The 20052-nt window shown below is 36.7% G+C and carries 20 protein-coding genes and 1 pseudogene; 4 read left to right on the plus strand and 17 right to left on the minus strand.

What is annotated here, in order from left to right:
* Window positions 1-155: 155 nt before the first annotated feature.
* From BN2667_RS08165 to BN2667_RS08195, 7 genes are all read right to left on the minus strand, one after another.
* Window positions 156-1034, minus strand: a complete 879-nt coding sequence (locus BN2667_RS08165) for a sensor histidine kinase (protein ID WP_054252831.1) — start codon at window positions 1032-1034, stop codon at window positions 156-158.
* Window positions 1034-1780, minus strand: a complete 747-nt coding sequence (locus BN2667_RS08170; protein ID WP_054252832.1) for a hypothetical protein — start codon at window positions 1778-1780, stop codon at window positions 1034-1036. The genes BN2667_RS08165 and BN2667_RS08170 overlap by 1 nt, the downstream gene beginning before the upstream one ends.
* Entirely contained in the window at window positions 1780-2682 is a 903-nt protein-coding gene (locus BN2667_RS08175; RefSeq protein ID WP_054252833.1) for an ABC transporter ATP-binding protein, read from the minus strand. Before BN2667_RS08175 ends, BN2667_RS08170 begins: the two co-directional genes overlap by 1 nt.
* Before the next feature lie 11 nt (window positions 2683-2693).
* Entirely contained in the window at window positions 2694-3449 is a 756-nt protein-coding gene (locus BN2667_RS08180; RefSeq protein ID WP_054252834.1) for a hypothetical protein, read from the minus strand.
* A gap of 126 nt (window positions 3450-3575) precedes the next feature.
* Complete coding sequence (locus BN2667_RS08185) at window positions 3576-3800, minus strand: DUF951 domain-containing protein (RefSeq protein ID WP_054252835.1); 225 nt, start codon at window positions 3798-3800, stop codon at window positions 3576-3578.
* A gap of 1 nt (window position 3801) precedes the next feature.
* Window positions 3802-4620, minus strand: coding sequence for a mechanosensitive ion channel family protein (locus BN2667_RS08190; RefSeq protein ID WP_054252836.1), 819 nt, complete (start codon window positions 4618-4620; stop codon window positions 3802-3804).
* Complete coding sequence (locus tag BN2667_RS08195) at window positions 4617-5675, minus strand: hypothetical protein (RefSeq protein ID WP_054252837.1); 1059 nt, start codon at window positions 5673-5675, stop codon at window positions 4617-4619. The genes BN2667_RS08190 and BN2667_RS08195 overlap by 4 nt, the downstream gene beginning before the upstream one ends.
* Window positions 5676-5764: 89 nt before the next feature.
* Here BN2667_RS08195 and rodA point away from each other — a divergent pair, with 89 nt between their 5' ends.
* Entirely contained in the window at window positions 5765-6874 is a 1110-nt protein-coding gene (gene rodA, locus BN2667_RS08200) for a rod shape-determining protein RodA (protein WP_054252838.1), read from the plus strand.
* 450 nt (window positions 6875-7324) lie between these two features.
* Here the strand turns inward: rodA and tnpA are convergent, their stop codons facing one another.
* The 9 genes from tnpA to BN2667_RS08245 all read right to left on the minus strand — a co-directional run bounded on the left by tnpA (window position 7325) and on the right by BN2667_RS08245 (window position 17351).
* Window positions 7325-7774 (minus strand): IS200/IS605 family transposase, encoded by a 450-nt coding sequence (gene tnpA / locus BN2667_RS08205; RefSeq protein ID WP_154865151.1) that lies wholly within the window; start codon window positions 7772-7774, stop codon window positions 7325-7327.
* Between the two features lie 168 nt (window positions 7775-7942).
* Complete coding sequence (locus BN2667_RS08210; RefSeq protein WP_054252839.1) at window positions 7943-8863, minus strand: LCP family protein; 921 nt, start codon at window positions 8861-8863, stop codon at window positions 7943-7945.
* A gap of 107 nt (window positions 8864-8970) precedes the next feature.
* Window positions 8971-9651 (minus strand): response regulator transcription factor, encoded by a 681-nt coding sequence (locus tag BN2667_RS08215; protein WP_054252840.1) that lies wholly within the window; start codon window positions 9649-9651, stop codon window positions 8971-8973.
* A gap of 83 nt (window positions 9652-9734) precedes the next feature.
* Window positions 9735-11339 (minus strand): CTP synthase, encoded by a 1605-nt coding sequence (locus BN2667_RS08220; protein ID WP_054252841.1) that lies wholly within the window; start codon window positions 11337-11339, stop codon window positions 9735-9737.
* 820 nt (window positions 11340-12159) lie between these two features.
* Entirely contained in the window at window positions 12160-12741 is a 582-nt protein-coding gene (gene mobA / locus BN2667_RS08225; RefSeq protein ID WP_054252842.1) for a molybdenum cofactor guanylyltransferase, read from the minus strand.
* Window positions 12742-13311, minus strand: coding sequence for a TorD/DmsD family molecular chaperone (locus BN2667_RS08230; protein WP_054252843.1), 570 nt, complete (start codon window positions 13309-13311; stop codon window positions 12742-12744).
* A complete protein-coding gene (locus BN2667_RS08235; protein WP_054252844.1) occupies window positions 13311-15692 on the minus strand; it encodes a molybdopterin-containing oxidoreductase family protein in 2382 nt (793 codons plus the stop codon). The genes BN2667_RS08230 and BN2667_RS08235 overlap by 1 nt, the downstream gene beginning before the upstream one ends.
* Window positions 15685-16260, minus strand: a complete 576-nt coding sequence (locus tag BN2667_RS08240) for a 4Fe-4S dicluster domain-containing protein (RefSeq protein WP_054252845.1) — start codon at window positions 16258-16260, stop codon at window positions 15685-15687. The genes BN2667_RS08235 and BN2667_RS08240 overlap by 8 nt, the downstream gene beginning before the upstream one ends.
* Complete coding sequence (locus BN2667_RS08245) at window positions 16260-17351, minus strand: NADH-quinone oxidoreductase subunit I (protein WP_054252846.1); 1092 nt, start codon at window positions 17349-17351, stop codon at window positions 16260-16262. The genes BN2667_RS08240 and BN2667_RS08245 overlap by 1 nt, the downstream gene beginning before the upstream one ends.
* A gap of 272 nt (window positions 17352-17623) precedes the next feature.
* On the opposite strand from BN2667_RS08245, the gene BN2667_RS08250 reads away from it, so the two are divergent.
* The 3 genes and pseudogenes from BN2667_RS08250 to BN2667_RS08260 form a co-directional block, all read left to right on the plus strand.
* A complete protein-coding gene (locus BN2667_RS08250) occupies window positions 17624-17866 on the plus strand; it encodes a helix-turn-helix domain-containing protein (protein WP_054252847.1) in 243 nt (80 codons plus the stop codon).
* Between the two features lie 110 nt (window positions 17867-17976).
* On the plus strand, window positions 17977-18273 hold the full coding sequence (locus BN2667_RS08255) for a helix-turn-helix domain-containing protein (protein WP_054252848.1): 297 nt from the start codon (window positions 17977-17979) through the stop codon (window positions 18271-18273).
* 36 nt (window positions 18274-18309) lie between these two features.
* Window positions 18310-19194: pseudogene (locus tag BN2667_RS08260) on the plus strand (IS3 family transposase); the annotation flags it as partial.
* Between the two features lie 218 nt (window positions 19195-19412).
* On the opposite strand, the gene rpsD reads toward BN2667_RS08260, so the two are convergent.
* Window positions 19413-20009 (minus strand): 30S ribosomal protein S4, encoded by a 597-nt coding sequence (rpsD, locus tag BN2667_RS08265; protein WP_054252850.1) that lies wholly within the window; start codon window positions 20007-20009, stop codon window positions 19413-19415.
* Between the last annotated feature and the right edge of the window lie 43 nt (window positions 20010-20052).

Genomic DNA, 20052 nt, shown 5'->3' on the forward strand with positions numbered 1-20052 from the left:
CTCCTCATAATTTATAACTTGTTTATATTATAACACACCTTGACAAAGTTTTCATGTCCTTTTGTGTATTTATAAAAAAATCTGTCAAGGCCGTAATTTTAGCTTTTTATTGAGGCTAGACTGAAATTATTTCAATAAATTTAAGTCCTCTTTTTTTAATATTTTATTGTAATTGTTAATAGGTCACCTTCAAGGTCAGCTGAAATATCATGGCCCATTTTTTCTAAAATAACTTTTGAAGCGTACATTCCAATTCCTGATGAACCCTTGTTTCTAGATTTTTGGCCAGTATAAAATTTTTCAAAGATTTTGTCTACGTCCAAGTCCTCCGCTGGAGAAATTTTGTTGGAAAAAGTTGTTAAAACTTGGTCTCCCTGTCTTTTGTGGACAATTTTTGCAGTCTGGCATCCATGGTTTTTTATATTGGAAAGTAAATTGCTGTAGACCCTACTTAGGCCCTGGCTGTTAGATGAAATAAGGTCAGAATTTTCAATATCAATTGCTAACTTTATCCCCCTGTCTTCAATGTCCTTGTAGTATTCCATAATTTTATCTTCAAGGACCATTGACGGAGCCAGGTCTTCTAGGTCGATTTGATAATTTTTGTCCTCTAAAAGTGAAATGTCATAAAAATCTACAACTAACTTTTGCAGACTCTTAGTTTTTTTCTTCAAGGTTTCCATATAGGCCTGATATTCTTCAGGGTCTTTAGTTTTTTCTAAAAGATCTAAATAGCCGACTATTGAAGTTAGAGGAGTTCTTAGGTCGTGGGAAATTGAAGTTATTTGGTTTTTTATTTTTTCTTTTTCATAAGATAGCTCTTCTTCTTTAATTTTTCCCTGGTCTATATATTTGTTGATTTCCATAACTAGAGAGTCTAAGAAAAAGCCATGAAAGCCTAAATTTAGTCTCTTGTTGGTCTTGTCTTCTCTATTTATATAGGCCATTTGGTCTCTTAGGGATTTTAATTCTAGACTTAAAAGCAAAATGACAAGCAGAGCTGCTGCTAAAAGTCCAAGTAGTATTCCAATCACTATAATTCCCTCCTTGAAAAGATTTTGTAGGAAATAAAAATTGCAAGTAGAGGATAAAGGACCAGCCAAAAGACCGTCCTAAAAATTCCAAAACCTTGGCCCAAGTTTAAGTAGTCAACAAATTTACTTAAAGGGAAAAATAAACTAAGTCCCTTAATGAAAAAACCTGGAAGCTTATTTTTTAAAGTATCCCAAAAACCAACTATCCCCAAGTGGATTATATAGTTACAAATATATGCTAAAACTCCTGAGTCCATTAAGTAGGTAAGAATATAAATAAGAGAATTTACACCAACTTGCATTTGGAAGACGCGAAAAAATGTCTCCATAAACATCTTTGTCCCTGCAAAAATCTCCAGTCCCTGGCTGTAATTTATAAGACCACTGGAGACAATGCAAATTAGAGCTGAAATCAGTCCAAGGACTAGGACTAAAAGTTGATAAAAGACAAAGTCATAGGCCAAGATAGAAAATTTTGACAGGCCTTGGCTTAGTAAAAGCCTGTAGTAGTCGTTAGGTTTTTTTACATAAATTATCACCAGAGCATAAATATTGGATCCAAAAACTAGGAAGGGAAGTAAGGATGACAAAAATAAATAGGCCTGGCCTTCTACAGACTCAGTTTGGAAAAAATCATTGACAAAAAGCGCCAAAATAGCAGGGATGATAATCCCCGCTAAAATTAAGACCTTTATTAAGATAGATTTTTTGGCTCGAAAAAATTCTGCCCTTAAAAAGTTTAACATTAATTCTCTCCTGTTAGGTTAATGTAGTAGTCTTCTAGGCTCTTGTGTTCTTTTAAGACCTTAGAGACGCCTATGTTTTCTCCTACAAGTTTCTTTACAATTTCTTCAACTTGGTCTAGGCCTTCAAGAACTTTTATTTGCCCTTCTGGAAGAACTTCGTAATTCTTTATCTTAAAGTCTTTTTCTAAAATTGCAACAGTCCTTGCTGGATCAGAAGTTTTTAGCTCTAAATAGGCTGAAGATTTTTCGTACAAGTCTTCTAGGCTAAGTTCTTCTTTAATTTCTCCTTTGTCAATAATTACAACTTTTGTGGCCAAGTTTGCAAGTTCTGCTAGGATGTGAGATGAAATTAAAATTGTCACTCCCTCTTCTTTTGCAAGTTTTTGTAAAAGCTTTCTAATTTGGACTATGCCTGCTGGGTCAATGCCAGATGTTGGCTCGTCTAAAATTAAAATTTCTGGATTTGACATTAGGGCAAGGGCTAGGGCCAATCTTTGTTTCATGCCTACAGAAAATTTCTTTACTTGTTTTTTCCCAACATCTCCTAGGTCAACTAAGTTTAAAACCTGATCAATTTTTTTCTGGTCGGGAATGCCCCTTTGGATTCTAAAGTATTCTAGGTTTTCTCTGGCAGATAAATCACCAAAGAGACTTGGGTTTTCAACTATGGCTGCCATTTTCTTTCTTTGGGTCTCTAAATTACTTTTCTCAAAGATTTTTATGTCTCCTGATGTTGGCATGGTTATGCCAGAAATTAGTTTTAAAAGGGTGGACTTGCCTGCACCATTTTTTCCAACTATGCCGTAGATGTCTCCCTTTTCAACTTTTATTGAACAGTCTTTAAGGGCGTATTGGTCCTTGTATTTTTTTGTCAGATTATTTGTTTCAATTACTAGGTTCATTGTAGTCCTCCTTAATAAATTTCCCTGTTTTTAAAGGCCAGGTAGCCTGGTATTAGGAAGCAGACAATAACATAGATCACTCCTGCTCCAATAATTTTATAGGCGTCAGCTCCCATAGCTTTGATTCCGTCTGATGCAAAGTCTTGGAGAATTATATAGGGTTGGATTTTTAAAAACTTCATTATATATGGTCCAAAGTCCTTGTCTATAGTAAAAGCTGTAGCTATTTGTAAAAGAGCTGGCAGGATAACAATGTGGCCGATAAGACCTAAGGGAACTGAATTTAATAAATAGCCTAGACCAAAAATTGCATTATTTAAATTTATGCTATATAGGATTAGTCTTAATACAAAGGCTATAAAGCCAATGTAGGCTTCATGAGTCACACTTGCTAGGCCTAAAAGATTGGCAACAAAGCCTGTGGCTAAAGCAATTAAACCTAAGATTATTGTAGTTACTAGGGATATGGCCTGCATAGTTATTAGGTCATAAAAATACATTTGTCCCCTGGTCATTCCGTAGGATAAAATTTGGACTTTTGTGTCCTTGGTCTTGTAGGCTATAGTCATTGCTATAGAAATTACTAAAATTATGGCAACTAAGGCTAGAGCGCACATGCCCACCATAAAGTCTCCACTGTCAGAAAATTTTAATGGCTTCCAAACTCCAAGGATTACTAACATAACCCCTACGCAAAAGGCTAAAAACTTTTTGTAAAGGGGACTGTGGAAGGTCCTATAAAATTCTGCTTTAATATACTTGATCATTTTTCTTCCTCCTCAATTTGTTAAGTCTATTATAGGACTTATCTTTCTTAAGAGCTTGTAGAAAGACTAAAGGATTTATAAAGAAAGTATAAAGGCAAGGGCCTAGAAATTTTAGACCCCTGCCTTTTACTCTTCTTCTTTTTTATAATTTACTAGGGCAATAAATTTGCCGTCGACGAGAATTTTTCTAACCCTTTTTTCAAAGTCCCTTCTAGGCATCCAAACTTGTCTGTCACAGCCTAGGCACTTTAGTTTTATGTCGACGCCAGTTCTTTGGACTTCCCATTTATTTTCCCCACATGGGTGGCCTTTTTTCATGGTAACAATGTCTCCAACTTGGTAGTTAAGCATTTTATTCTCCTTCTATTTTAATTATAGGATGGTAAAGGTTTATATTGTTTTCCTTTAAGGCCTCTGCAATCATGGCCCTTATTTTTCTTTGGTATTCGTAAATCATCCCGTTTTTTACTGTTGTTAAAATTAAAATACTGTAGTACCTGTCTTTAAAGCCAGAAATTCCCTTGACACTTGGCCCTGCAATAATATTTGGATCTTCGAAAGCCTCTAGCTTGTCTTTTAGAACTTGTAAAATAAATTCTGCGTCATAGTCGTTAGGCACGTCTATAGAAATATTTACAATTTGGTTGGCCTTAGACCTGTTTTCCACATTTGTTATATTGCCATTGGGAATAAAGTGGATGGCCCCTGTTGAAAAGTCTTGGACCTTGGTCGTCCTAAGGGTAAAGTCTACAACATTTCCTGAAATTCCCTCGATGACAACTTCGTCACCTATATAGTACTGGCCTTCAATTAAAATAAAGAGACCAGAAATAATGTCCTTGACTAGAGATTGGGCTCCAAAGGCTAGGGCAACCCCTCCAATTCCTGCTGTGGCAATTAGAGATGAGGTGTTAATGCCAAAGAAGTCTAAAATTGTCACCAAGGCCATAATTATAAAAAGTATATTTATTATATTTTTCATCAGGTTCACTGCTGTGACTAAGACTTTTTCGTTGATCTTTGTGGCAGATAAGAGTTTTTCTAAAATGTACTTAATAATCTTTGCAACTATATATAAGACAAGTAAGGTTATTAGCACATCTATTATCCCTAGAATAAGCTTGCTTTCAATATAGCCGCCTAATAATTTTTCGTTTATTACGTCGCTCAATTTTTCTCCTCTTCTATTGGTTCAAATAAATAAAGTTCTGTGTTGTACTTGTGGCTAATTAAAAGACCCTTGTCATTAGAATCTACACCGTAGACTATAGACTCAAAGGACTTAGTAAAGGACCTTTGTTCGCCTACAAAGGCAACTAGGTCAGTAGGTCCCCAAACAAAGTAGGACCCGTAGTGGACTAGAAGACCTGAGTTAGAAATTCCAATGTCATCTGACTTTTCTATACCTAGGTCTGGATTAAAGACCACAAGTTTGTTGTCATAGAGGACTACAATTTTTTTATCTTCAAAGCGGTAGTCCTTAAAATTTTTCAGCTCAACTTTTTCTTTTTCATTGCCTACTATCTTATAGAGGTTTTTGTTAGTAATGGCCAGGAGTTTTTTCCCATAGACTTTTGTTTCTAAAACTGTTTCGTTGCCAAAGTCAAAGACTCTTGTTTCCTTGCCATCTAAAATTGTTAAAACCGACTTATAAGAATAGTTTTCTGTTGTAATTTCGCTAATGTATAATTTTGATTTTTCTGGATCAAAGTTTATAATAAATCTTTCTGTTTCATATACTGGAGATTCCTTGCCTCTGCCCTCTAACTTGGCTAGACTTTCTAGCCTGCCATCTTGCATTTGGTCCTTTCTGTGGACATAAAAGTCTCCATTTTTTTCTATCATAGAATAAACAGATCCTGACAGCTCAATTTTTTCCTTTAAGTCGCCTAATGAAGAATAAAGATAAAAGACGTTTAGCTGCTTGTCTAAAACTCCAATTTGGTCATCGAAAAAATAAACATTGGTATAATAGCCGTTTCCTAAAATTTCTTCTACTAGATCACCTTGAAGGTTGTAAATCTTTATTGACGAGTTGTCCCAAGTTACAATAGACGAGTCAGTAAGTTTAGACTTTTGAATTTCAACGTCTGTCCAAATCGATTTTTCTTCAACCATTTTTATTGGTCTTTGAATTCTATCTTCTATTAATTTATTTATAACTACAATTAAAAATATTAGTCCTAGGCCTAGGAGTAAATACTTGATTATCTTAGGTTTTTTCATCTGCCACCTCACTATTAATTATATTATATACAGTAGATTTAACAAGTCCCCATCTTTACAATAAAGGAGATATTTTATACAATATAGGCATGAACAAAAGAGGAAATTTTTTTAAAGATGTAGACTACAAATTAATACTTGGAATCCTGGCCCTAATTTTTTATGGCTTTTTAGTCTTGTCCTCAGCTACTAAGGCCTTAGATACTGGACCAAGAATTATGCGTAGCCAAAAAATCGCCAGTCTCATTGGCGCCTTTGCCCTAGTTGTCTTAGCAGCTATTGACTATAGAAATTGGAAGTACCTTTACAAGATAATTTATATAGGATCTTGTACCCTGCTTCTAGCTACAGTAATTTTTGGTATAGGCCCTCAGGCAGGATCAGATATAAAGTCTTGGCTAAAAATTGGCCCAGTTGTCTTCCAACCTTCTGAGTTTGTAAAGATCGCCTTTATAATTTGTCTGGCCTCTTACTTAGAAGAAGTTCACGAAGACTTAAACAAACCCCTAGTTTTAATTAAGGTCTTGGCCTTTGCCTTTTTCCCAATATTTTTAATTTTAAGACAACCTGACGCAGGAACTGCCATGGTTTATATGTTTATAACAATAGTCATGCTGTTTTTAGCTGGCATCCACTGGAAGTATATTGCCCTAGCTGCAATCCTTGCAGTTATTGCTGCTCCAATAATTTGGTTTTCCTTAGAAAATTATCAAAAGGACAGGTTCTATGACTTTTTAAACCCAGAAGCCTCAGCAACTGGAACTGCCTGGCAGTACATTCAAGGCCGAGTTGCCATTGGCTCTGGCCAGTTTTTAGGAAAAGGCCTTTACAAGGGAAGCCAAACCCAGTACGGCTTTATACCAGAAAGACAAAACGACTTTATCTTCCCAGTAGTTGCTGAAGAGTTAGGCTTTGTTGGAGGAATAGCACTGATTCTCCTCTATCTCTTTATCCTCTTTAGGATGTATAGAATTTCCAAAGAGTCCATAGACTACTACGGGTCCTTTATGGTCATAGGCATTGCTGCCATGTTTCTCTTCCACATTTTCGAAAACATAGGCATGACCCTAGGAGTTGTGCCAATAACAGGTATCCCCCTTCCCTTTGTATCAGCAGGCGGAACCTTTCAACTGACAAATATGATAATGATCGGCCTAGTCCTTTCAGTTTCAGGCCACAAAAATATAAAATACTTTTAAACTAAGACCAAGTCCAAGTTCAAGGCTTGGTTTTTTTCCACTTAGCTTATAAGTTAAAGCATTAAAAAATATTCATATAAAAGTAATAATGGAGGTCAATAAAATATGGAAACAAGAAAAATATTATCGCTAATTATCTTTCTAATAATTTGCCTTATATATCTAGTATCAAATTATACCTCACTTATTAAATCGGAAAAACTTAGAAGAAAGATCTCGCTAATTTCATATATAGTATGGTTTCTTATAGTGTTTTTTGGACTCTTATTAGATTAGAAATGAGAATATTATAGTTCGAAAATCTTGCCCTTAGCTTATAAATTCAAGGGAAAATTTACAATAATCATCCCCCGGCGTAGCCGGGGGTTTTTCTCATGCGGCCCAAAGGGCCTGTATTACCAGCCACGCCTCAATGGCGTTGGTTAGTCCGCCACTTGCAACTTCTACTTGCTACCCTTTAAAAGGGTCAACTACATCAAATGTTAGTTGTTCGCTTAACTGATCTTGTTTTAATTGGTTTTGGATATATTCTTGGATTGCTTTTGCATTTTTACCTGCTGTGTCTACATAATATCCTCTACACCAAAACTGTCTTCCTCTGTATTTATATTTTAAATTTCCCCATCTTTCATATATCATTATGCTACTCTTTCCTTTTAAAAATCCCATAAAACTTGATACTGATAGTTTTGGTGGTATTTCTACTAACATATGAATATGATCTGGGCATACTTCCGCTTCTATTATGTTTACTTCTTTCCAGCTACATAATTCTCGAAGTATTTGTCCTATTTCTAATCTTTTGCTTCCGTAAAATTCTTTTCTCCTATATTTTGGTGCAAATACTATATGGTATTTACAGTTCCATTTTGTATGTGATAAACTATGTTTGTCATTTATTGATGACATTTTCTTACCTCCTTGATATTTTTTATTGCAGTTGGCGAACTACAATTTAATTATATATCATTGGAGGTTTTTTGTTGGTTTTTCATCGCTAAAGCTATACTGAACCCCCAGTCTAACTGGGGGTTTTCTTCTTACAAAAAAATAGAAGAACTAAATCTTCTATTTTAATCCCATTTCTATTAAGGTGTTGGCTAGACCTGTTTCGTCGTAGATAAAGTAGGAAGTCTTTTCTATATACTGGCCTGAGCCTGGTAGGGTGTAAGTTGTAACCTTGTCCTTGTCGATTTTTTTCGCAAGACTTAGACCGCTTACCATGTCGCCTACTGGAATGTTGGTTTGAACTCTGTCCAAGTAAATATTTATTAGCTTAGGTAGTTTTAAAATATTTTTTCCTTGAAGGACTTGTTTGGCAAATTCTTTTATAAAATACTGTTGGGTTTCGATTCTGCCAACGTCTCCCTTTTCGTATTGTTCTGTGTAGTCGTTATTTTTTCTCCACCTTAGAAACTCCATGGCCTTTTTCCCATCTAAAACTTGTTGGCCTTCGTAAAGGTCTACAGTAAAGTCAACTGATGGGTCAGAGTATTCCATTCGCCTTGGTACATAGATGTCAACTCCGCCAATGGCGTCTACCATTTCTTCAACTGCCCTGTAGTCAACTAGGCAGTAGTATTTAATATCTGTATCAAGTAAGGCGTTTATCGATTCTAAAGTCATATCAACTCCGCCATAGGAATGGGCGTGGTTGATTTTATCTTTCTTGCCGTTTACATAGGTCCTAGTGTCTCTTGGTATTGACAAAATTTTAAGGTTGCCATCTGCAAAGTCTGCCTTGGCTACCATTATTGTATCTGTTCTTATTCCCTTGTAGGATTCAATGTCCAAGGTGTCTACGCCTAAGAGGACAAAGGTTAGGCTGTCGCCATCTAGGTCTCCACCGTCTCCCTTGGCCTTTAAAAATGGCAGGTCTGGAATTTGGTCCAGGCTAAGTTTTCCACTTTCAAGTCCGAAAACTAGGCCTCCTCCTAAAAGACATATTATTAAAAGACTGATAAAAAAAGTCTTAAAAAATTTCTTCATAGTATTTCAACTTCTCTTTTCTAAAAATTTTCCAGCCTTTATAATAGTGTATTTATTAAACAAATGCAAATGAATTTTTAGTGTATTTCTTTAAAAAATTCTTACAATTATTTAGAAAGCTTATAGCCAACTCCCCAAACTGTAACAATTATGTCCTCTCCTGTGGCCTGCCTTAGTTTTTGGCGAAGGTGGGAGATGTGAACAGTTATGGCATTGTCGCCTTCTTGGTAGTCGTAGCCCCAAATAGAGTCATAAAGTCTGTCTCTAGAAAAAACTGAGTCTGGATCCTTTAAAAACTCATAGAGAATTAAAAACTCTGTTTGAGTTAGGCTTAAATTCTTGTCGTCTACAAAAACTTCCATGGATTTTGGCTTCAAACTTATAGACTTATAGGTCAGCTGGTCTTCTGCTGGCTTCTTTTCTAGGGCAAGTCTTCTAAGTAAAACCTTGATCCTAGCTAGAAGCTCCCTCTTTTCAAAGGGTTTTGTCATATAGTCATCTGCACCTAAGTCTAGGGCGTTTACCTTGTCGTCTAATTCTGCTTTTCCTGATACAACTAAAATCGGTCCTTGGCTAATCTTTCTAATTTCTTCAATTATTTCCTCTCCACTTAAGCCTGGTAGCATTAGGTCTAAAATAAAAAGGTCGATCTCTTCCTTTAAATAAAACTTGGCCTCAGTTCCTGAAAAGGCTTGAAAAACTATGTAGCCTTCTTCCTCTAAGTAAGACTTTATTAAATTGTTTATAGCTTCGTCATCTTCGACTATTAAAATTTTGTACTTGTCCATAGGGCCTCCTCGTCATAATGTCTTTATTATACTATAAGTCCATAAAAGAAAAAACCACCAGCATCTGCCAGTGGTTGTAAAATCTAATTGTTGGCCCTGTGTAAGGCTGCTGCCTTAACGAAGCCTTTAAAAAGTGGATGGATATTTGTCGGCCTATTTCTATATTCTGGGAAGAAGGAACAAGCTAAATAAAAGTCCAAGTCCTTGTGTTCAATTATTTCAACAAGACCTAGGTCTTCATTTACTCCAGCCATTACAAGTCCAGCTCCTTCAAAGTCTTTTTCGTAAGTCCTATTAAGCTCTAACCTGTGATAGTGACGTTCTTCAACTTGGTCTAGGTTATAAAGTTTTTGGACCATAGTTCCTTCGACTAAATTACAAGTGTAGTTGCCTAGTCTTTCTCTGCCTTGAGGATCTAGAGAGCCTTCTGGAGATACTACATCTAAAACTGGATACTTAGTGTTATTGTCCATTTGAGTTGAGTCTGCCCCTTCAAAGCCTAAAACATTTCTAGCAATTTCAATTAGAGAAATATTAAAGCCAAGGCCGATGCCAAAGTATGGAAGATTTTCTTCTCTGGCATATTTAGCAGCTAAAAGTAGGCCTTCATTGCCTCTTTTACCTGAACCATTTGGCACAACTAGGCCGTCAAGGCCAGCAAATTTTTCCACATAGTTGTCTTCGTTAACTTCTTCTGATTTTATTAATTCTATGTCTACCCTATAGCCAGAATCATAGCCTGCATCCTTTAGTGAGTTCATTACAGATAGGTAGGCATCTGGTAGTTCTGTGTACTTGCCTACTAGGCCAATAGTAAGTGGAAGGTTGGCGTTTTTAAACTTAGTTACCATTTCGTCCCACTCTGTGCACTTGTCGCCTTTTTCTTCTAGGTGAAGTTTTTTCATTATATATTCTGCTAAGCCCTGTTCTTCAAGACTAAGTGGAACTTCATAAATTAGGTCTACGTTTTTTGACTGAACAATGGCCTCAGCTGGCACGTCACAGAAAAGGGAAATTTTTTCCTTTAGGTCATCTGTAAGTAAGCCGTCTGACCTGGCAATAATTACGTCAGTTTTTATTCCCAGACTCATTAATTCCTTATAAGAGTGTTGGGTAGGTTTAGTCTTTAATTCAGTTGTTCCAGGAACTGCTGGAACTAAAGTTGTGTGAATAAATAAGACGTCATCTCTCTTGTTTTCAGCGTGGATTTGTCTAATAGCTTCTAAAAATGGTAGAGATTCTATATCCCCAACTGTTCCACCAATTTCTGTAATTATAATATCTGCTCCAGATTGTTTTTGGGCAGAATAAACTGCGTTTTTTATTTCGTCAGTAATGTGAGGAATAACTTGGACAGTGGCGCCGTTATAGTCTCCTCTTTTTTCTTTTTTTAGGACGCTGTCGTAGATCCTACCTGTAGTCACTGAAGATTTTTGAGTAAGTTCTACGTCTATAAATCTTTCATAGTGGCCTAGGTCTAGGTCTGTCTTTGCTCCGTCCTTGGTTACGAAAACCTCTCCGTGTTGGTAAGGGCTTAAAAGTCCAGGGTCAACATTTAAGTAGGGATCGAATTTTTGCATAAAAACAGAATAGCCCCTATCTTTTAATAATCTACCAATACTCGCTGCTGAAATTCCCTTGCCTATGCCACTAACTACTCCACCAGTGACAAATATATACTTTGACATTTTTCCTCCTTATCAACTTACTTTTCTTTAACACTAATAATCTTTATTATAACACAGCTTGGAGTCTGGGTAAAAATTTTTCTAGCTAAAAGTAAAAAAAGTTTTTAAAAGAGTAAGGGAACTGACCTTGGTTTAAAAGCTTCGCCGTTTGCAAAATGGACTTCTACGCAAAGTCTTTCTCTTTAACTAACTAATCAACAACCTCAGGAGGAGGCTAAGGGAGTCAGATTCTCCCTCATCGCCTCCTCCCGAGACCCTCCTCCCCTTTCACCCTAAACTGTTCCTGCGGAAAGCTGCTTCGCCGTTGGCAAAGTCTTTTTCGGAAAATAATTCTTTTTTATAACCTGCTAATTGTTGTTACTTTTTACAAACCTCATCTTTTATAATAATATGAGTTTTAGTTTTTAAAAAGCGATAGCTCCAATAACTTTTAAAAATGGTATTAAGCATTGAGTTGAAATTGTTTTTGTTAACACGAAGTCCAGCCCTCTGCAAGAGCTCTACAGGGTGTAAGAAGGGTTGGGGTTTGGTTGGAAGCGACCATGAGGGAGTTTGAGCTTCCCTTCGTTCCCTTCCCCAAGAGCTGGAAGTCAGAGAAAAGAAAGAAAAAGTAATTAAGCAACAATAAAGTTATCTAACGGCGACAGCCACCACAGATTGTTAATGAAACAGAAAGATTAATGAGCAATATAATTTTTGCAAATGGCGAAGCTGAATTATCAGTAAGCTGATCAGTTGTAAAAATCTATCTCCATTATAAAAAATGGGGACGCACATAAATGAACGTCCCCGAACTGTTGAATTCCAAAAAATTGAAATTCTATTTTAAATTTTTTAAATCTTCTTGATAATTTAAATTTTGAAAAATCTTTAAGGCTGGATCAAATTTCTGAACCTGATCTTTAGAAATTTTTATAAAGTCATTTTCCTCAATTAGACTTTGGATCTTCAAATCTCTATTCTCTAATTTCTCTTCGAGAATAGGAATTAAATCCTTAGAATAAAGGCCAGCCATCGGTTCAATAAAACCATCGTGGGCCGTTACAAGCCCAAGGGCGTTAGACTTTTCAAAGATTTGAACTATATAAGAAATATAGCCGTCATTAATATTAGGCATATCACAAGCAATAACAAAGGAGCCTTGCGACCCAGCATGCTCTAATCCTGCGTGGATGCCTGCCAAGGGCCCTAGGCCCTTATAGTAGTCCTGGCAAAGAGTGTAGCCCCTATCCCTATAAATGTCTGGAGTCCTTGTCACTACAATAATTTGAGAAAAGTGCCTTTGCAGAATTTCTGCCTGGTAGTCGACAATTAATTTCCCGTCAATTTTTATTTCTTGCTTGTCAAAGCCCATCCGCCTTGACCTGCCTCCTGCTAGGATTATTCCTGTGTCTACTTTCACTTATAGCTCCTTGAGAGTATCTATTGTAGCCTGGGCGATTTTTGAATAAAAACTTATTTCTTCTCCTGCTGAGATTTTTTCTTTAAAGGCTTCTAACCAAGCCATATTTTTTGTAAGCATCTTTATATCCTTGTCAATTTCTACCTTTAAAACATCTTCTTGGACCTGGTCTTTATGATCAAGAAGCAGAGAAATTACTGCAAGTTTTGCCCTAATATGGTCTGGCAGGTCCTTGTAGTCCTCTTCAAAGTCCAGGCCCCACTTTTTCATTATCTTAATCATATCCCTAGCTGGCTTTTCCATTAAGTGAGAGTCTTTTCTATAATAAGATGACTCGTAAGGAGAGGCCAAGGGACTGGAAACTCCAACAAAGAGATAGAGATAGTCCTTGGAAATTTTTTCTTCTAAAGATTTTCTATAAGATTCATCTTTAAATTCTTCAAAGGAAGTTAGAGGAAATGCCGTCTCTAGCATCTCCCCTAAAGATCCATCTAATATTTTTTCTTTTATAAAATCATCTGGCCTTGAATATAAAAGGCTTAAGATGTCTAATTTTTCTTTAAGCTTCATTAGATTGCTTGAACGTTACAAACTTCTGCTTTGACTGTAAAGCAGTTTGAGTATGGGTCCACTCTCAAGTTGTCAACTAAAACAGATGGATTTGCTCCAACGCCGTCAGCTAGGGTCATTGTTGGTGCATGGTGACCAAAGCCGTGGGTCATGTGAACATACCCCTTTGGACATCTCTTAGTTGCTAAAACTTCTGCTTGGACTTCGCCAGTTGGGCTGTAGGCCCTTGCCATATCGCCAGTTTGAAGTCCTCTTTCTTCTGCATCTTCTACAGACATTACAATATAGTTTTTATCTTTTACAATAACTTCGTCATCAAAAATTTGCATTAGATACTTGTTGTTTCTAGTTGAAGTTTGAGTGTGCCAGCAGACTTTTCCTCCAGCCATAAATCTTAGTGGATATTCATCTGTTGTGTCAGCTGGTTCAATATAACCTGGAACTCCAGATCCTGCTGAAACGTAGACCTTTTGGTCGTCTGTAAGGTCGTCGCCTACAAATGAGAAGTAGTACTTGCCATTGTTAAAGACCTTGTCGTAGTTTTCGTAAGTCCTTGCGTCAGCGTCCTTCTTCATCCAAACTCCCTCAGTCTTAAGCTGGTCAAGGTCAGCTATTAGGCCGTCACCTTGATCTGCCTTAAGAACTGAATCTTCCATAGCCTTTTCTTCTCCTTCTGGGTCTAGGGCTAAAAATTCTTTAAAACCAAATTTTTGGCCTAGCTTTATAAAGATCCAGTAGGCTGACTTTGATTCCCACATTGGGTCAACAAGAGGTTGAGAAATAGCTAGGGCTTGGGTATAGGCATTTATTTGTCTAGCTGCGTATCTTTCCAGATAAGTTGCTTCAGGTAGAGCGATTCCTCCAACAGGTAGGGCCTCACAAGTTTGGTTTAGATAAATATCTATAACTACACCAAAGTCCAAAGCGTTAAAGGCCTGGATCATTTTTTCTGTATTTGATTGAGAACCAATTGGGTCTGTTTGGTAGACAATTAGGGCCTTAAGTCCATTTCCATTATAAAGTGGCAGACTTTCTTCTTCTGCAAGTGGACCTGCTGGAACTGCATCAGGAGTCAAGATACATTCAGGAAGAATATTTCTATTTCCACCTTCTGGGTTACCTGAATAAGAAACATAGCCTAAGGCCTCCCAGAATTTTTCCTTGCCCTTGGAGTTGTCTTCTTCAAACTTGTCTGAAGATAATTTTGCTTTGGCCCTTTTAGTGATTCCACCTTCGCCTAGCATATTGCCAGTTAAAGCAACTAGGTTAAGGAGGTGCCAGTCAGCTTGGGTTCCGTTTTGGTGCATAATTATTCCAGATGAAGTATCTGCAACAGCCCTGTCGGCAGCAGCAAATTCTCTAGCAATTCTCCTAATAGTTTCAGCATCAATGCCACAAATATCAGCAACAGCTTCTGGACTGTATTCGTCTTTTAAAATTTCTGCCTTGTATTCTTCAAAGCCGTAACCAAGATTATTTACAAAATCCTTGTCATAAAGGTCTTCAGAAATAATTACATGGTTCATGGCCATTAGCATTAGGCCGTCAGTTCCAGCCTTAATAGGCAGATACTCGTCAGCCTTGGCAGCTGCGTAGTTAAATCTTGGGTCAACTACAATAAGTTTGGCCCCATTTTCTTTGGCTGTTAAAATATCCCCTGGCATTCCCAGTCTATACCTAGGAGCTTCCATTTGGTTGGCTCCAAAGAGCATTATATAATCAGAGTTTTTAAAGTCGCAATAAAGACCTGCAGCACCTGCAACAAGTTGTTGGGCTACTCTCTTGCCTGAGTCACAAATTGAGTTTTGACCAAGGACGCCATTTGGAGATCCATAGGCCTTTAAAAATGCCTTTAAATATGAAGTATAATAGCCTCTTCTATTTAGGCCTAAAACTGTTTCAGGTCCATAGTCATTTGCTATTCTACTTAAGTTTTCGTAAATATCATCAAAGGCTTCTTCCCAAGAAATTTCTTCCCAAGTATCTGGCCCTGTTTTTCTCATAGGAGTCTTTAGCCTGTCTTCGTCATAAAGTTGGGCAATACCGGCATTTCCTTTGGCACAAAGAGAGCCGTTAGAAACTGGACAGTTTGGATTTGCTTCCATTCTCTTTACTATGCCGTCTTCGTCAACAACTCCAACTGCAGCACAGTTAATAGCACACATATAGCAGGCTGTAGGAATTTTTGTAACCTTTTCAGCTGGATAAGTGTAAGGATAATTTCTGTGGTCAGTAGATTTTTTTGGAGTATTAGTAAGCTCCTTTGGCTCTGTAAAATATTCTTTTGAACATCCGCTTAAAACTGTGGCAGAAGCTACAGCAAGGCCAGATGCTTTTAGAAACTTTCTCCTTGATATTTCCTTGTTCCAATCCTTAAGCATCTTTTTCCTCCTCTAAAATATAATAAACATAAGGTTCAAAATCTTCAGTTCCATTGTCTAAGTATTCGTCAAGTCTAACGACCTTTCCTTCAGCGACAAGTTTTGAAACTTCAGAATTTGGATCATCTAAGTCGCCGAAAATCCTACACTTAGTTGGGCAAGTAGAAACACAAATAGGGCTTCCGCCATTTTCAACTAAGTTGGCACAGAAAGAGCACTTTACAGCAACTCTGGCCTCTGTATCCATAGACCTAGCCCCATAAGGACAAGCCTTTACACAAAGAGAGCAGCCTACACAGTTTTCTGGATTAATAAGTACATAGCCTTCAGGAGTTCTAAAGGTTGCATCTTCAACTGGACAAACATCCACACACTTTGGGTTGCCACAGTGGGCACAAAGATGAGGAGTAAAGTCTAGTTTTAAATCTGGAAATTCACCTGATTCTTCAACAGTGACCCAGTTTAATTTGTTTTCTGCTGGCATAGAATAATTTTGCTGGCAGGAAACAACACAGGCATTGCAGCCTATACAGTTTTTCTTATCAAATATCATTGCATATCTGGACATTAATTTTTCCTCCTATTAATTTTGCGTCGTCTATTTTTTCTTCTTAGGGCACAAGTTGGACAAAGTCCTTCATCATCTAAGTCGCTAGTTGCAACATTACAAGACTTGCAAAGACTTTTTTCCTTTTTATAGAGAATCTTCTCTTCAAAATCTTTTAAGCTTGATTTTCTTAAAGCCGAGCTTGGGCATTTTTCTAAACACCTGCCACAAAAGTTACAAAGACTCTGATCAAGAACAAGTTGGTCCCTGTCCTTATAAGTCTCAACTTTTATAGCTCCAGTAGGACAAAGATTTTCACACCGCCTACAAAAAATGCAAGCAGAACTGCCTTCTAAGCTGTAGATGTGTGGCATAAAAATACTTAAGTCCACCCCGTCCTTTAAAGCCTTTTTAAGAAGAATTTTTATTAAAGTGTCTACGTTCTCTTCTGTTTCTAGGTCTAGGCCAAAGTCCTTTGACGTCTGTCTCACAGAAGACTTGGCCAAATCTTCAGTAGTCTTAAAGATGTTTTTAAAAAGGTCTCGCCTAGAAAGGTCAGTCTCTTCTTGAGTCTCCAAGGTCCCAAAAGAAATTTTTAAAGCCTCATTTCCAGCCTTGTCTTTGAAATCTTCAATCAAAGACTTAGTGTCTAAACCTAAGTCCTTGTAGGCACAGTTTTCGCAAGAAGAAAAATCCATTTTCACCTGAGCTCTTAAGTCTCCTGCAAAAATCGCCCCTAAAAATCTAGGATCAATAGTTCGCAGACAGCCAAAATTCACATCAGCTTTCCCTTGGCTTTTTATACAGCCACAAGAAAACTCTTGGACCTTTTCATCTAAGGCCTTGTTAATAAAGGCCAGATAGGGACGGTCAGCTGAGTGCAAGGCCCTTGAATAACAAGAGCTGACACAGATATTACAGCCAGTACACTCGAGAGGGTCCACATAAACTTGGGTCTCCTTAAGACTAATAGCCTTAGCAGGACAAAGCTCAAAACACCTTTGACACTTGTCCTTGTCGTGCCTAGACCTAAGACAAGCCCCAGAATTATTTTCAATTTTCTTCTTAAAAGTCTGGTCCAAAAGCCCTTGGACTAACAATTTCTCTAACATAGCATCACTTTCTAAGTATATAAAAATACATAATGATTATAGCATATTACAAATCTTTTTGCGAGAAAAGGAGTTGGAAGAGTAAGGGAACATTTAAATCCCTAGCCAAGAAGAGTAAGGGGACTGTCCCTTGTGGCCTGTCCCCGGTGAAAGAAGAGTATTTTTTCTTTCCTCTGTTTGAAGAATATTTGGGGACATTCCTTTGAACCGATATGTCCAAAGTAGACAGCGTAATTAATTAAAAATACGCTAGATACTTTGGAGGTATATCGATGAACAAACAATATGATTTAGAAACAAAAATTAAAGCTTGTAAAGATTATGAAGAAGGCAGAGAGTCATATGATAGCTTAGCAAGAAAATTATCTGCAGCAAAATCAACAATTAGAAGATGGTGCTTTAGATACAAAGAGCATGGGGAAGAAGCCTTTAAAAAGCCAGATCATAAACAGGTCTACACAAAAGAATTCAAACACAAAGTAGTAGAAGAATATGTAAGTGAAGAATCTCCATAGGAGGCTTAACTGCAAAATAACAACTAAACCACAGCACCATAGTTAGATGGGTAAACAAATGGTATAATGGAATAGAATTAAAAGACTATACCAAAGGAGCTACCATTACCATGAAAACTAGAAAGACCACATATGAAGAAAGAATAGAAATTGTAGAGTGGACAATAAAAAATAATATGAACTACAAAAAAGCTTCAGGAAAATATGAAATTCCATATGCAAACATATATAAATGGACAAAAAACTATCTAGAAAATGGTAAAGAAGCTCTAAAATACAAGAAACGTGGAAGAAAAACTAAGACTAAGATAAAAAAACAAAATCTAACAGAAACAGAAAGACTAAAGTTAGAACTAGACGAAGAAAGAGCCCTAAGAAAAAGACGAGAATTAGAAATAGAAATATAAAAATAAACAAGAAGTAAATTACACCTTAAAAGAAAATCCAGTAGAAAATTAAGACAGCTAGCAGAATATCAAACAGTAGACTACTATAGAGAAAAAGGATATCCAGTAAAATTAATATGCGAAGTACTAAACATATCAAGAAGTAGCTACTACAAAAACAAAAAAAGAATAACACCAGAAAAAGAAAACCAGGACCTGTTGCTATGTATGTTAATATCAGAATATCATTTGACATTTGATGGAATACTAGGCTATAGAAATATGGCCATGTATATAAATAAATTTAACAGCACAAACTTTTCAGAAAGCTACATTTATAGACTAATGAAAGTATTAGGCGTATCATCAAGAGTCAAAAGAAAAAAAGTAAACAGAAAAACCATAATGCCAGAATACACCGGAGAAAACATACTAGCAAGAAACTTTACAGCAACAAGGCCAAACGAAAAGTGGCTAACAGACGTAACAGAATTTAAGATTCCAGGAGAAAACAGAAAGCTATATCTAAGTGCGATAAAAGATCTATATGACAACAGCATAGTAGAATACGAGATATCATATAGAAACAACAATAAATTAGTATTTAAAATGTTTGACAGAGCAATTGAGAGTAACCCAGACGCAAAACCACTATTCCACAGTGACAGAGGATTTCAATACACAAACAAAACATTTAAAAGAAAACTAGAAGAAGCAGGAATGACACAAAGCATGTCAAGAGTAGGCAAATGTATAGACAATGGACCAATGGAAAGCTTCTTCGGAACATTAAAATCAGAAATGTTTCATGACAAGAAATTCGAAAGTTTAGAAGAATTGAAGGAAAAGATAGAACAATACATTAAATTTTATAACGAAGTGAGACTACAAAAAGGCTTAGGATGCATGAGTCCACTAGAATATAGAAATCAAGCATCCTAAAGATAAAATTAATTTAATTATGTGTCTACTTTATAAACATCAGTTCAAAGGAATGTCCCCTTATCGCTGGACTTCGACTGTCCCCTAACGCATCCCCTTATCCCACAAAACAAAGCAAATGGGGACAGACCTGAAGGACTGTCCCCTAACACTCCTCACGACAAAGTAAAATGCACAAAAAAACACCGACCACAATAATCGGTGTTTTGTCTGTGTGATTAGATAAGTCTTGAGTAGAATTCTACTACTAGGTTATCTTGGATTTCAATTGGTACTTCGCTTCTTTCTGGGTATCTTACATACACTCCTTGGAAGTTTTCTTCCTTAGTAAGGTATGGAAGGTTGTTTAAGAAAGCTGCTTGGTAGTTTTCTTTGAATAGTTCATTTTTTCTAGCTTTTTCTTTTAGCGAAATCTTTGATCCTGGTTCTACTTGGTAGGATGGAATGTCTACTTTCTTTCCATCTACTCTGATTAGACCGTGGTTAACCATTTGTCTGGCTTGTCTAATTGATGATGCAAAGCCTAGTCTGTATACTAGGTTGTCTAGTCTTGATTCTAGTTGTCTTACTAGGGCATCACCTGTTGGGTCTGTTGAGTTTAGAGCTTTTTCTACGTAGGATCTAAATTGTTTTTCCATTACGTTGTAGTATTCTCTAAGTCTTTGTTTTTCTAATAGTTGCATTCCGTATTCGGTTTGCTTTTTGTCGTTTCTTCCTTGGCCCTTGCCCATTCTCTTGTTGGCTTTTGCTAGGCCATAAACGTTTAGTCCAAGACGTCTAACTTGTTTGCATCTTGGTGATCTCATTCTTGCCATTTTGTTTAAACATCCTTTTCATAAATTATTTGCCGCGATAATT

This window comes from Neofamilia massiliensis (assembly GCF_001299475.1).
Lineage (GTDB): Bacteria > Bacillota > Clostridia > Tissierellales > Peptoniphilaceae > Neofamilia > Neofamilia massiliensis.

What these genes read in the sequence shown, in the direction of transcription:
- BN2667_RS08220 (WP_054252841.1), bottom strand. Translation starts at nt 11,339, where the DNA reads ATGTCAAAGTATATATTTGTCACTGGTGGAGTAGTTAGTGGCATAGGC.
- BN2667_RS08170 (WP_054252832.1), bottom strand. Translation starts at nt 1,780, where the DNA reads ATGTTAAACTTTTTAAGGGCAGAATTTTTTCGAGCCAAAAAATCTATC.
- BN2667_RS08240 (WP_054252845.1), bottom strand. Translation starts at nt 16,260, where the DNA reads ATGTCCAGATATGCAATGATATTTGATAAGAAAAACTGTATAGGCTGC.
- BN2667_RS08250 (WP_054252847.1), top strand. Translation starts at nt 17,624, where the DNA reads ATGAACAAACAATATGATTTAGAAACAAAAATTAAAGCTTGTAAAGAT.
- BN2667_RS08255 (WP_054252848.1), top strand. Translation starts at nt 17,977, where the DNA reads ATGAAAACTAGAAAGACCACATATGAAGAAAGAATAGAAATTGTAGAG.
- BN2667_RS08195 (WP_054252837.1), bottom strand. Translation starts at nt 5,675, where the DNA reads ATGAAAAAACCTAAGATAATCAAGTATTTACTCCTAGGCCTAGGACTA.
- BN2667_RS08235 (WP_054252844.1), bottom strand. Translation starts at nt 15,692, where the DNA reads ATGCTTAAGGATTGGAACAAGGAAATATCAAGGAGAAAGTTTCTAAAA.
- BN2667_RS08245 (WP_054252846.1), bottom strand. Translation starts at nt 17,351, where the DNA reads ATGTTAGAGAAATTGTTAGTCCAAGGGCTTTTGGACCAGACTTTTAAG.
- BN2667_RS08180 (WP_054252834.1), bottom strand. Translation starts at nt 3,449, where the DNA reads ATGATCAAGTATATTAAAGCAGAATTTTATAGGACCTTCCACAGTCCC.
- BN2667_RS08230 (WP_054252843.1), bottom strand. Translation starts at nt 13,311, where the DNA reads ATGAAGCTTAAAGAAAAATTAGACATCTTAAGCCTTTTATATTCAAGG.
- BN2667_RS08185 (WP_054252835.1), bottom strand. Translation starts at nt 3,800, where the DNA reads ATGCTTAACTACCAAGTTGGAGACATTGTTACCATGAAAAAAGGCCAC.
- BN2667_RS08175 (WP_054252833.1), bottom strand. Translation starts at nt 2,682, where the DNA reads ATGAACCTAGTAATTGAAACAAATAATCTGACAAAAAAATACAAGGAC.
- rodA (WP_054252838.1), top strand. Translation starts at nt 5,765, where the DNA reads ATGAACAAAAGAGGAAATTTTTTTAAAGATGTAGACTACAAATTAATA.
- BN2667_RS08210 (WP_054252839.1), bottom strand. Translation starts at nt 8,863, where the DNA reads ATGAAGAAATTTTTTAAGACTTTTTTTATCAGTCTTTTAATAATATGT.
- rpsD (WP_054252850.1), bottom strand. Translation starts at nt 20,009, where the DNA reads ATGGCAAGAATGAGATCACCAAGATGCAAACAAGTTAGACGTCTTGGA.
- BN2667_RS08215 (WP_054252840.1), bottom strand. Translation starts at nt 9,651, where the DNA reads ATGGACAAGTACAAAATTTTAATAGTCGAAGATGACGAAGCTATAAAC.